At 62.6% G+C, this 12,116-nt stretch carries 12 protein-coding genes; 10 read left to right on the top strand and 2 right to left on the bottom strand.

The features are described from left to right. Window positions 1–17: 17 nt before the first annotated feature. Window positions 18–671: a TetR/AcrR family transcriptional regulator gene (locus tag ACVOLL_RS15445; RefSeq protein WP_282267645.1), complete on the bottom strand. Its 654-nt coding sequence runs from the start codon at window positions 669–671 to the stop codon at window positions 18–20. A 210-nt stretch (window positions 672–881) separates the two neighbouring features. Between ACVOLL_RS15445 and ndk the strand changes: the two genes are divergently transcribed. From ndk to der, 7 genes are read left to right on the top strand one after another with little or no spacing between them, the layout of a single operon-like run. Beyond that, complete coding sequence (ndk, locus tag ACVOLL_RS15440; RefSeq protein WP_057628193.1) at window positions 882–1,307, top strand: nucleoside-diphosphate kinase; 426 nt, start codon at window positions 882–884, stop codon at window positions 1,305–1,307. A gap of 15 nt (window positions 1,308–1,322) precedes the next feature. Beyond that, window positions 1,323–2,528 (top strand): dual-specificity RNA methyltransferase RlmN, encoded by a 1,206-nt coding sequence (gene rlmN, locus ACVOLL_RS15435; protein ID WP_481513688.1) that lies wholly within the window; start codon window positions 1,323–1,325, stop codon window positions 2,526–2,528. A gap of 7 nt (window positions 2,529–2,535) precedes the next feature. Further along, window positions 2,536–3,306: a type IV pilus biogenesis/stability protein PilW gene (locus ACVOLL_RS15430; RefSeq protein ID WP_481513730.1), complete on the top strand. Its 771-nt coding sequence runs from the start codon at window positions 2,536–2,538 to the stop codon at window positions 3,304–3,306. A 6-nt stretch (window positions 3,307–3,312) separates the two neighbouring features. Beyond that, window positions 3,313–4,149 (top strand): helix-turn-helix domain-containing protein, encoded by an 837-nt coding sequence (locus ACVOLL_RS15425; RefSeq protein WP_481513687.1) that lies wholly within the window; start codon window positions 3,313–3,315, stop codon window positions 4,147–4,149. A gap of 55 nt (window positions 4,150–4,204) precedes the next feature. Next, a complete protein-coding gene (locus tag ACVOLL_RS15420; protein ID WP_481513686.1) occupies window positions 4,205–4,846 on the top strand; it encodes a YfgM family protein in 642 nt (213 codons plus the stop codon). Continuing rightward, entirely contained in the window at window positions 4,846–6,042 is a 1,197-nt protein-coding gene (bamB, locus tag ACVOLL_RS15415; RefSeq protein ID WP_481513685.1) for an outer membrane protein assembly factor BamB, read from the top strand. The genes ACVOLL_RS15420 and bamB overlap by 1 nt, the downstream gene beginning before the upstream one ends. Window positions 6,043–6,054: 12 nt before the next feature. Next, complete coding sequence (gene der / locus ACVOLL_RS15410) at window positions 6,055–7,455, top strand: ribosome biogenesis GTPase Der (RefSeq protein ID WP_481513684.1); 1,401 nt, start codon at window positions 6,055–6,057, stop codon at window positions 7,453–7,455. Between the two features lie 70 nt (window positions 7,456–7,525). Here the strand turns inward: der and ACVOLL_RS15405 are convergent, their stop codons facing one another. Next, on the bottom strand, window positions 7,526–7,885 hold the full coding sequence (locus ACVOLL_RS15405; protein WP_481513683.1) for a hypothetical protein: 360 nt from the start codon (window positions 7,883–7,885) through the stop codon (window positions 7,526–7,528). Between ACVOLL_RS15405 and moeB the strand changes: the two genes are divergently transcribed. From moeB to folD, 3 genes are all read left to right on the top strand, one after another. Next, window positions 7,878–9,017 (top strand): molybdopterin-synthase adenylyltransferase MoeB, encoded by a 1,140-nt coding sequence (gene moeB, locus ACVOLL_RS15400; protein WP_481513682.1) that lies wholly within the window; start codon window positions 7,878–7,880, stop codon window positions 9,015–9,017. The genes ACVOLL_RS15405 and moeB overlap by 8 nt on opposite strands. 80 nt (window positions 9,018–9,097) lie before the next feature. After that, window positions 9,098–10,957 (top strand): monovalent cation:proton antiporter-2 (CPA2) family protein, encoded by a 1,860-nt coding sequence (locus ACVOLL_RS15395; protein ID WP_481513681.1) that lies wholly within the window; start codon window positions 9,098–9,100, stop codon window positions 10,955–10,957. Window positions 10,958–11,019: 62 nt separating this feature from the next. Continuing rightward, window positions 11,020–11,919 (top strand): bifunctional methylenetetrahydrofolate dehydrogenase/methenyltetrahydrofolate cyclohydrolase FolD, encoded by a 900-nt coding sequence (gene folD / locus ACVOLL_RS15390; RefSeq protein ID WP_481513680.1) that lies wholly within the window; start codon window positions 11,020–11,022, stop codon window positions 11,917–11,919. Window positions 11,920–12,116 lie beyond the last annotated feature (197 nt).

Raw genomic sequence — 12,116 nt, 5'->3', positions numbered from 1 at the left:
CTGCGATGACGGTTGGATCAGGGAACGACGGGGGAGGTCGGATTACGCACGCTGGCGCGGAACCCGGCTTCGGCGAAATGGATCAATTCCTGCGCGGCCTTGCTGCGGTGCTCGGCCTCGCTGATGTTGTGTGGACGCTTGATCAGCCCGAAATCGGCCATGGCATAGGTCAGCGAACCGGCGAGGAAGTCCAGGCGCCAGTACAGCTCTTCCTTGCTCAGGCCCGGGATGCAGGCGTCGATGGCCTTGCCGAACTCACGCAGCACATGGCCGTAGTGGTCGGACAGGAACTTGCGCAGGTTGTCGTTCTTCTCCGCATAGGCGCGGGCGATGACGCGGACGAAGGCGCCGCCGCTCTGGCGGTCCTGGGCCAAGGCCAGCGCCGGTTCGACGAAGGCTGCCAATACCGCGCGCAGGTCGCCGGGCTGGCTGCTGCGTGCCAACTGCAGCTGGCCCAGGCGGGCGGCGGTCATCTCGTCCATGCGGCGGCGGAACACTTCATTAACCAGGTTGTCCTTGGACCCGAAGTGGTAGTTGACCGCAGCAATGTTTACATCGGCGTGACTGGTCACCTGACGCAGGGAGGTGCCGGCAAAGCCGTACTGGGCGAACAGTTCCTCGGCCGCGCCGAGGATGCGGTCCTTGGTGGAGAAGCTGGCGGGTTTGCCCATGGCTGGCTCAATCAATCAAACGATTGTTTGGATCCTACGCCCGGCCGGCCGTCCGGGTCATGTTGCGGTGCAGCATCATTCATCTGCCGCTGTGCAAAGGCCGGGGTCACCCGGTAGAATTAGCCACCGCAATTCAGGCTAAGCCCGCGTCCGCACGCGGGTTTTTTCATGTACCCTCGGGCCGACCGGCCCAAATACCGGAGAATTCCCATGGCGCTCGAGCGCACTCTTTCCATCATCAAGCCCGACGCCGTTGCCAAGAACGTGATCGGCGAAATCTACGCCCGCTTCGAAAAGGCCGGCCTGAAGGTTGTCGCTGCCAAGTACAAGCAGCTGTCGCGCCGTGAAGCCGAAGGCTTCTACGCCGTGCACCGCGAGCGTCCGTTCTTCAACGCGCTGGTCGAGTTCATGATCTCCGGCCCGGTGATGATCCAGGCCCTGGAAGGCGAGAACGCCGTTCTGGCCCACCGCGACCTGCTGGGCGCCACCAATCCGAAGGACGCAGCGCCGGGCACCATCCGCGCTGATTTCGCTGATTCGATCGATGCCAACGCCGCCCACGGTTCGGATTCGGTCGAGAACGCAGCCAATGAAGTGGCTTACTTCTTTGCTGCTACCGAAGTTGTTTCGCGTTAATTAGAGGTTGAAGTCGTGAACGAGGTCGTACAGACACCCGCCATCCAGCCGTTGCCGAAAACGGCAGCCAAAGCTGGCAAGCAGAACCTGCTCGACCTCGATCGCGCGGGCCTGGAGCATTTCTTCGTCGATATCCTCGGCGAGCAGAAGTTCCGTGCCCATCAGGTGATGAAGTGGATTCACCATCGCTACGTCACCGATTTCGATCAGATGACCGACCTCGGCAAGTCGCTGCGCGCCAAGCTGCAGCAACATGCCGAGGTCGTCGTCCCGAATATCGTGTTCGACAAGCCCTCGGTCGACGGCACCCACAAGTGGCTGCTGGCGATGGGCGTGGATGGCAAGAACGCCATCGAAACCGTCTACATCCCCGACAAGACCCGCGGCACGCTGTGCGTGTCCTCGCAGGTCGGCTGCGGTTTGAACTGCACCTTCTGTTCAACCGCCACCCAGGGTTTCAATCGCAACCTGAGCACCGCCGAGATCATCGGTCAGGTGTGGATCGCTGCGCGTCACCTGGGCAATGTGCCGCACCAGATGCGTCGTCTCACCAACGTGGTGATGATGGGCATGGGCGAGCCGTTGATGAATTTCGACAACGTCATTCGCGCCATGAGCATCATGCGCGATGACCTGGGCTACGGCCTGGCCAACAAGCGTGTGACCTTGTCCACCTCGGGTCTGGTGCCACAGATTGATCGCCTCTCGGTAGAGAGCGATGTGTCGCTGGCAGTGTCGCTGCATGCGCCGAACGACGAGCTGCGCGAGACGCTGGTGCCGCTCAACAAGAAATACCCGATTGCCGAGCTGATGGCTTCCTGCGCGCGTTACCTGCGCGGCAACAAGAAGCGCGATTCGGTGACCTTCGAATACACGCTGATGAAGGGCATCAACGATCAGCCCGAGCACGCCCGCCAGCTGGCGCGGCTGATGCGCCAGTTCGACAACGCGGTGCAGGCCAAGGATTCGGGCAAGGTCAACCTTATTCCGTTCAATCCGTTCCCGGGGACGCGCTACGAGCGTTCGGACGAAGAGCAGATCCGCGCCTTCCAGAAGATCCTGCTCGACTCGCAGGTACTGACGATGGTGCGCCGTACCCGTGGCGACGACATCGACGCTGCCTGCGGTCAGCTCAAGGGCCAGGTGATGGACCGTACCCGCCGTCAGGCTGAGTTCAATCGTCTGCTGCAGGAACAGGAAGGCGGGGATGCGGTCGCCTGATCGCTGGCTGCTGCTGTTGGTCCTGCTCCCGTTCATTGCGGGGTGCGGGCGGGACAATCTCAAGATCGGTCGCCCGCAGATAGTGGCGCCGGACTACAGCATCAAGCAGGACAAGGCTGCGCACAAGCGGATGCGTTACCAGGAATTCCTGAGGTTGTCTGGTGACCGTTTTGGCCGCGGCCAATTGGACGAGGCGCTGCAGTTTGCGCGCTCAGCACAGAAGCTGGAGTCCGGATTGCCTGATGCCTACACCATGCAAGCGGTGATCGAGGGGCATAAAGGCAACGCCGAGGCGGCCGGTGCGCTTTACCGCAAGGCAGCTGAGCTGGCTCCGCAACAGGGTGACGTACTCAATAACTACGGTGCCTGGCTGTGTGGCAACGGCCACCCGGCAGAGGCCTTGGTCTGGTTTGATCGTGCCTTGGCCGACCCGGCCTATGGGGGGCGTGCCGATGCTTTGGCCAATGCCGGCGGCTGTGCACTGGATGCCGGACAGCTCGAGCGGGCCGAAGATAATCTTCGCCAGGCGCTGGTGTTGGCGCCGGGCAATGCCTATGCACTGGAGTCCATGACCCGTAATGAAGTGCTGCACGGTCGTTATTTTGAAGCCAGAGCCTTCTACCAGCGGCGTTTGGCGGCTGCGCCGGCCACGGTTTCCGTGTTACAACTTGCCATTCAGATTGAAGAGCGACTCGGCGACAGGACGGCTGCCGGTCGGTTCCAACAGCGGTTGCGCGAAGAGTTTCCTTCGCCAGCAACCTCGAATCCCCAAGGCTGACGCATTGTGATCAATGATCCGGGTGTAAATGCTTTAGATGGTGTGGTGGGTTGCGGTGAGCAGCTGCGCAGGGCGCGGGAGGCCGCCGGGTTGTCCCTGGATCAGGTCGCCGCTCAGTTGCGCATGCCGCAGCAGGTAGTTGTTGCGCTGGAAGCTGAGCAATGGTCGCGCCTGGGTGCAGCGGTATTTGTGCGTGGTCAGCTGCGCAGTTACGCGCGCCTGTTGAAGGTCGACCTTGGGGGCTTGTTGGAACAGGCGCGGATAGCGCCGGTCGAGCCGCCCAAGCTGGTCAGTCATACCCATACCCCGCGACTGCGGCGGGCGGCTGAGAATATCGGGCGCCGCGCGGTCTATGTGGTGATCACGGCAGTGCTGGCGGTGCCGGTCTGGTATGTGATCAGTGGCAATTCCAATAACGCCCCGCCCAGTACGGCTTCGTTGGACGTGGTGCCAGCACCGGCGCCGGCAGTTGCCGGGCAGACGATCGCACCTGTTCAGGCGGCGGCCGCTGCGCCAGTCGCAGATGCCGGCCCTTACATCGCCTCGATGGCGCCCATGGCGCGTCCGGCTGCCGCTCCGTCGGCATTGACCCTGAGTTTCAAGGGCGACAGCTGGGTGGATATCACTGCTCCAGACGGCACAACCGTCGAAAAGGCCCTGATACGCGCAGGTGAAAGCCGTAGCTTCACAGCCGGTCAGGTGGGGCGCATGGTGCTGGGCAATGCGGCCGAGGTTGAGGTTCAGCAGGCGGCGGGTAACGTCGACCTGGGTCCTTACAAGCGCGGCAATGTGGCCCGCTTTACGGTATCCTCTGACGGCTCCGTGGCGCCGGTTTCACACTGAAACCAGGCGTCTATCAAAACAACAAGGCTCCCCGCCAGGGTGAGCGAGAGTACGCATGGCGATTGACGACCTGCTCGACGAGCACGAACAAAGCGAACGTGTCCGCACGTGGCTGCGCAAGAATGGCGCCGGAATTCTCGGCGGAGTAGTTCTCGGCATTGGCGCTATTGCCGGTTGGCAGTGGTGGCAGAAAGAGCAGGTCGGCAAGCTTGCCGAGGCCAACGTCCGTTACGAAGCCGTCTCTCGCAGCCTGCAGTCCAAGAATCTGGACGAGGCGGCCAAGGAGGTTGCGGCGCTGGGTGGTGGCAAGGCCAGCATCTACGCCGATCTGGCATCGTTGGAACTGGCCAAGGCCCAGGTCGAAGCGGGCAAGTACGAGGACGCGATCAAGACCTTGCGCGCGCTCAAGACCGAGGGTGAATTCAAGGCCTTGATCGACCAGCGCATTGCACGTCTGCTGATTGAAACGGGCAAGCCGCAGGACGCAGTGGCCCTGTTGGGCAAGGCTGACGACAGCGCGGGTCTGGAAATCCGTGCCGACGCCCTGATGGCGCAGAACAAGCGTGATGAAGCGCGCGAGCTGTACACCCAAGCGCTGGCCAAGCTGGACGTGGCTGCACCGCAGCGCCGCTTGCTGGAAACCAAATTGATGGACGCCGGCGGCACCGTGGCTGATCCTGCAGCGGAGAAGAATTGATGAAGTTCAAGCAAGTTGCAGGCATTGCCTTGATGGCAATGGCATTGACCGGCTGTTCCACCGTCAAGGGTTGGTTCGCAGGCAAGGACGCGGCGGCCAAGAAGGCGCTGGAGCCGGCTGAACTGACCAAGTTCGAGCCGACTGCCAAGGTCAACAAGATCTGGTCGGCAAACGTTGGCAAGGGCGAGGGTCGTATCGGCCTGCGTCAGGCGCCGGTGGTTGCCGATGGTCGCGTATACGCGGCGGCGGTGCAGGGCGGCGTGCATGCGCTGGACCTGCAGACCGGTAAGGAAATCTGGGAATACAGCCCGGCCAAGGAAAAGAAGAAGCCCAAGCTGCGTCTTTCCGGTGGTCCGGGCGTTGGCGATGGTCTGGTGGTGATCGGTACGCTGGACGGTCAGGTGATTGCGCTGGACGCGGCCAATGGCAGCGAAAAGTGGAAGTCCAAGGTTACCGGCGAAGTGATTGCCGCGCCGGCCGTGGCCCAGGGCCTGGTGTTCGTGCGCAGCAACGATGGCCGCACCACCGCACTGGATGCCGCCACTGGCGAGCAGCGTTGGTTCAATTCGCAGGAACTGCCGTCCTTGACCGTACGTGGCAACGCCCCGGTCGTGGCTGGTCCGGGTGTATTGTTCATCGGTAACGACGACGGCACCGTTGCCGCGTTGGCAATGCAGGATGGCCGCCCGTTGTGGGAGCAGATGGTGGGTACGCCGGAAGGCCGTACCGAGCTGGAGCGCATGGCTGACATCGACGGCGCGCCGGTGCTGGAAGGCAACACGCTGTTCGTAACCAGCTTCAAGAACGAAACCATGGCCATTGAAGGCCCGACCGGTCGTCCAATGTGGTCGCGTGACCACGGCGGTGGCGGTGGTGTTGCGGTGTCCTCGGGCAATGTCGTGGTCGCCGATGGCAAGGGTGTGGTGTACGGGCTGGATAAGACCTCCGGCTCGGCAATGTGGTCACAGCAGGCGCTGGCGCGCCGCTCGCTGACCGGTGCCGCCATCCAAGGCGACTATGCCGTGGTGGGGGACTACAAGGGATATCTGCATTGGCTGCGGTTGAGCGATGGCGAATTGGCAGCGCGTGAGAAGAGCGGTGGTGATGCTCTGCTGGCGCAGCCGGTCGTCGCTGACGGCATCCTGCTGGTGCAGAACGTTGATGGAAAGCTGACCGCATTCCGGTTGGCCCAATAAGGAGTTATAGCGATGCTGCCTTTGGTCGCCCTGGTTGGACGACCGAACGTCGGTAAGTCCACCATTTTCAATCTGTTGACCCGTACGCGCGATGCGCTGGTGCATGACCAGCCGGGTGTTACCCGCGATCGCAATTACGGTGTTTGCCGTCTAGATGAGGACAATCCCTTCCTGATCGTCGATACCGGTGGTATCGCCGGTGAAGAGGAAGGGCTGGCTGGCGCCACTGCGCGCCAAGCCCGTGCCGCCGCCGGTGAGGCGGATCTGATCGTATTTGTTGTTGACGCGCGTGATGGCACGTCGGCCCTGGATGACGAGATCCTGTCTTGGCTGCGCAAGCTTGCGCGGCCTACCTTGCTGTTGATCAACAAGATCGACGGTACGGACGAACATGCCGTTCGTTCGGAGTTTTCCCGTTATGGCTTCAGCGAGATGTTGACTGTCTCTGCCGCACATCGGCAGGGCATCGATGATCTGGTTGAAGAGGTTGTCGGACGCCTGCCGGAAGAAGGCACGGCCGAGACCTTGGACAACGATCCGAACCGCATCCGTATTGCTTTCGTTGGCCGCCCCAATGTGGGCAAGTCGACGCTGGTGAACCGCATCCTCGGTGAGGAGCGGATGATCGCTTCGGAAGTGCCCGGTACCACCCGCGATTCGATTGCAGTGGATCTGGAGCGCGACGATCAGCTGTACCGTTTGATCGACACCGCTGGTCTGCGCCGCAAGTCGCGCGTGGACGAAGTGGTCGAGAAGTTCAGCGTGGTCAAGACGCTGCGCTCGATCGAGCAGTGTCAGGTGGCGGTGCTGATGCTGGACGCCCATGAAGGCGTGACCGATCAGGACGCCAGCGTGCTGGGTGCAGTGCTGGATGCCGGTCGCGCTCTGGTGATTGCGATCAACAAGTGGGACGGCCTGAGCGAGTATGACAAGCAGCAGGCTGAAACCCTGTTGTCGCTGAAGCTGGGCTTCGTGCCGTGGGCTGAGAATGTGCGGATTTCCGCGCTGCACGGCTCGGGCCTGCGCGAGTTGTTCAAGGCGATTCACCGGGCGCATGCCTCGGCGACGCATGAGTTCAGCACCTCCGAGGTCAACAAGGCGCTGGAAGTGGCGTATGAGACCAATCCGCCGCCGAGTATCCGTGGTCATGTCTCCAAGCTGCGGTATGTGCATCCGGGCGGCAGCAATCCGCCGACCTTCATCGTGCACGGTACGCGCCTTAAGGAGCTGCCGGATTCGTATAAGCGCTATCTGGAAAACTTCTTCCGCAAGCGTTTCAAGCTGGTGGGTACGCCGGTGACCTTCCTGTTCCGTGAGGGTGCCAACCCATACGAGGGCAAGAAGAACGTGTTGACGGACCGCCAGGTCAAGGCCAAGCGGCGCCTGATGAAGCACGTCAAGGGCAGGAAGTGATTCAGGGCTGGGGCGCGGTTCAAGCGGACTGAATGACAAAAACAAAAGCGGCCGAAAGGCCGCTTTTTTTTTATTTTGTTTTTTTTTGGGGCTTTCGAGTCGGGGGCTTGATGCTTCGTGCTTCGTGCTTCGTGCTTCGTGCTCGGGGCTTGGTGCTTTGGAATTGCATGGTTTGTCCGGCATTGAAAAAAGATTTCGTCATTCCCGCGTAGGCGGGAATCGCTCTGGCTCTTGCTTGGCAAAGCAGTGGTGCGGAGGCGCAGGCCAGAGCCAGAGGCAGAGCAAGGGCAAGGGCGATTCCCGCCTGCGCGGGAATGACGAGCTCAAAGGGCGAAAAGCCAAAAGCCAAAAGCCAAAAGCCAAAAGCCAAAAAAGAGCCGTTCCCTCCCTCCCTTCTCTCCCGTTTGGCCGATAATCCGGTCATGAGCATTCGCGAACTGACTCCGGAACAGGCCCGTGCCCGCCACGCAGATGGCGCATTGTTGATCGACGTGCGTGAGGCGCACGAGCGGGCAGGGGGTATGGCGGAGGGCGCAATCGGCATTGCCAAGGCCGAGCTGCTGGCCGAGCCCTCCCAGCACCTGCCCGCGTACGAGCGCGAAATCCTGCTGATCTGCCAGAGCGGCAAGCGTTCAGCCGATGCCGCAATCGGGTTGCAGGAGGCGGGCTATACAAGCCTGTCCTCGGTGAGTGGCGGCACGGTTGCCTGGCGGACTGCGGGTTTGCCTTTGGTCCAGCCCATGCTGGATGCAGGAGAGCGCGACTTCTACGACCGCTACTCGCGCCATCTGTTGCTGCCGCAGGTGGGCGAAGCTGGCCAGCGCCGTTTGCAGCAATCCAGGGTGCTGGTGTTGGGTGCGGGTGGGCTTGGCGCTCCGGCCGCGTTCTATCTCGCCGCAGCAGGGGTGGGCAGGCTGCGTATCGTCGACGACGATGTGGTCGAGCGCAGCAACCTGCAGCGGCAGATCATCCACACCGAAGCGGCCTTGGGCACAGCCAAGGTAGACTCGGCACGGCAGCGCCTGTTGGCCTTGAATCCGCACATCGACGTCGAGGCGATCACCGAGCGCGTCACCTCGGCCAATATCGATGTCTTGCTACAGGACGTGGATGTGGTGCTGGATGGCTCGGACAATTTTCCGCTGCGCTACCTGCTCAACGATGCCTGCATCAAGCACGCCAAGCCCTTGGTCTACGCCGCCATCGAGCGCTTCGACGGGCAGGTGAGTGTGTTCGATGCCGGTCGTCAGCGCGGTGTGGCGCCGTGCTACCGCTGCCTGTTCCCGGAGCCGCCACCGCCTGAATTCGCCCCCAACTGTTCCGAGGCTGGCGTGCTGGGTGTACTGCCTGGGCTGGCCGGGGTGATGCAGGCAACCGAGGTATTGAAGCTGCTGCTGGATATCGGCGAGCCGTTGACCGGGCGTCTGCTGCGTTTCGATGCCCTGCAGATGCGCTTCCGCGAAACCCGTGTGCATGCCGATCCGGCCTGTCCGTTGTGCGCCCCTGGCGTCCCATTTCCAGGGTACATCGACTACGCAGCGTTCTGTTCGCATTCTCCATGAGTTGAGAAGCGGCAGATGCTGACCGGTTCTGCACGTTTTTTGCTTTATCGTGCACCTGGACGATTACAAGGTGATGCGGCATGGCAGCGGAATCCTCGCAGGAACTGGTAAAGGTAGTTGCCCTGTTGGGTGCTGCGGTGGTGGCCGTGCCCTTGTTCAGGCGGCTCGGTCTGGGCTCGGTGCTGGGCTATTTCGTCGCCGGCTTGGCGATCGGTCCGTTCGGCTTCGGCTGGTTCTCCGATCCGCAGGCCATCCTGCATGTCGCCGAGCTCGGCGTGGTGATGTTCCTGTTCGTGATCGGCCTGGAAATGCGGCCCTCGCATCTATGGAACCTGCGCGGCGAAATATTTGGTCTCGGCACGGCGCAGATCGTGACCTGTGCCGTGATCCTTACCGGTGTCGCAATCCTGTTCGGCTACCGCCCGCAGATTGCCTTCATTGCCGCCGCAGGTTTCGTGCTGACCTCGACCGCAGTGGTGATGCAGCTGCTGGGTGAGCGTGGCGACCTGACTCTGCCTTCCGGGCAGAAGATCGTTTCCATCCTGTTGTTCGAAGACCTGTTGATCGTGCCGCTGTTGGCGGTGGTGGCGTGGATGGCGCCGACGCAGATTGGTGTGCACGAAGGCTCGCGTTGGACGAGCATCGCCATCGGCGCAGGCGCTATCGTTGGTCTGGTGCTGGTCGGGCGCTACCTGCTCAATCCCTTGTTCCGCATCCTCGCTGCCGCCAAGGCGCGTGAGGTGATGACCGCAGCTGCATTGCTGGTGGTGTTGGGCGCGGCCTTGCTGATGCAGCTCGGCGGACTGTCGATGGCGATGGGCGCTTTCCTGGCTGGCGTGCTGCTGTCCGAATCCACCTTCCGTCATCAGATCGAAGCCGATATCGAGCCCTTCCGCGGCATCCTGTTGGGCTTGTTCTTCCTCAGTGTTGGCATGGCGCTGGATCTTTCGGTGGTGGCGGCCAACTGGAAAGTGATCGCGCTGCTGGTGCCGGCGATGATGCTGGCCAAGGCCATCTGCATCTACGGCGTAGCGCGGGTGATGGGCAGTGATCATCGTCAGGCGCTGGACCGCGGCGTGCTGATGGCGCAGGGCGGAGAGTTCGCCTTCGTGTTGTTTGCCGCCGCTGCGACCACTGGGGTGATCGATGCCAAGGTCAACGCCAACCTCACCGCAGTGGTTGTGCTATCGATGGCGCTGACGCCGCTGTGCATGCTGGTGTACCGGCTGCTGGTGAAGGAAGGGCAGGTCTCCACCGATGGCGTGGACGCAGCCGATGGGCTCACCGGCAGCGTGTTGGTGATCGGCTTCGGGCGCTTCGGCCAGGTGTCCAGTCAGTCGCTGCTGGCGCGCGATGTAGACGTGACCATCATCGACAACGATATCGAGATGATCCGCAGTGCCACCCGGTTCGGCTTCAAGATCTATTACGGTGATGGCACGCGGTTGGATGTACTGCGCGCCTCCGGTGCCGAAACCGCACGCGCGATTGCCGTTTGCGTGGATGACCGCGCAGCTGCTGATCGCATTGTCGAGTTGGTGCGGCATGAGTTCCCGCTGGCCAAGCTGCTGGTGCGTTCGTTTGACCGCGAGCATTCGCTGTCCTTGATACACGCGGGGGTGGATTTCCAGATCCGCGAGACCTTCGAGTCGGCGGTGGAGTTTGGTCGTGCGGCGCTGATGCAGCTGGGCGTGGATGAGGACGAGGCCGATGTGGTCGCGCGCGAAATCCGCCGGCGCGATGCCGAACGTTTCGAGCTGGAAATGGCCGGCGGCGGGCTGCAGGCCGACACCGGTCTGATGTACCGCAATACGCCGGGAGCACCAACGCCAACGCCGTTCACCACGCCGCGGCGTGAAGCGCGTCCGCTCAATCCTGACGCCATTGCTGGGGCAGGGGAGCCGGCCGCCGCCGATTCAGGCGGGGCGCCGGGGCCATGACAAGGTGTGGCGCTGGCCGGAATCAGGGACAATAGCCGCCCCCGTGTTCACCGCCATACCCCATGACTGTCCTCGCCGACGCCTCCACCCAGACCTCCCGCATCCTTGATGGCCGCCGTATCGCCGAGGAACTGCTCGACGATTTGAAGGTGCGCGTCGACGCCCGCCTGGCCGCTGGCGGCGCCCGGCCCGGTCTGGCAGTGGTGCTGGTGGGCGGCGACCCGGCGTCTTCTGTGTATGTGCGCAACAAGCGTCGCGCTGCCGAAAAGGTCGGTATCGAAGCGTTTGACTACGACTTGCCGGAAGGCACCAGCGAGGCGCAGTTGCTGGAGCTGATTGATCAGCTCAACGCTGATCCGAAGGTTCACGGCATCCTGATCCAGCTGCCGCTGCCGGGCATCCCCGACGCCAACCGCCTGATCCAGCGCATCGACCCGCGCAAGGACGTGGATGGCTTCCACCCGCAGAACGTGGGTCATCTGGTGCTGCGCGAGTTCGGCCTGCGTCCGTGCACGCCGCGAGGCATCACCACGCTGCTCGGTCATACCGACCAGCCGGTACGCGGCCGCAACGCCACCATCGTCGGTGTCAGCAACCATGTCGGTCGGCCGATGGGCTTGGAACTGTTGATCGCCGGGTGCACGGTGACCAGCTGCCACAAATTCACCCCGAAGGATGTGCTGGAACAGGCTGTGCGCAATGCCGACATCCTGGTCGTCGCAGTGGGTATTCCGCAGCTGATTCCGGGTGAATGGGTGAAGCCGGGCGCAGTGGTGATCGACGTCGGCATCAACCGCCTGGACGACGGCCGCCTGGTTGGCGATGTCGGCTTCGAGGCAGCAGCGCAGCGGGCCAGCTGGATCACCCCGGTGCCGGGTGGCGTTGGCCCGATGACGGTGGCCACGCTGATGCAGAACACCATCGAGGCGGCCGAGGCCAGCGCCGAGGGTTTGAAGTTCTGAGGATCCGTAGTGCCGAGCCATGCTCGGCAGTGGCCTTCCCGGCACAGCGTCAATGTAGTGCCGAGCCATGCTCGGCATGGGCTTTCCCGGCACAGCATCCAATGTAGTGGGGGGGCCCCCCCCGGGCCAGCCATGGAAAAATGGACACAAGACAGGAAGGGGAGGGGCGGCAGCCCGTAGGAGGAGGCCACCCCCCC

This window comes from Stenotrophomonas sp. STEN035, from assembly GCF_056759935.1.
The sequence above is the reverse complement of the archived record's forward strand: the minus strand, read 5'-3'. Positions and strand labels throughout refer to the sequence as shown.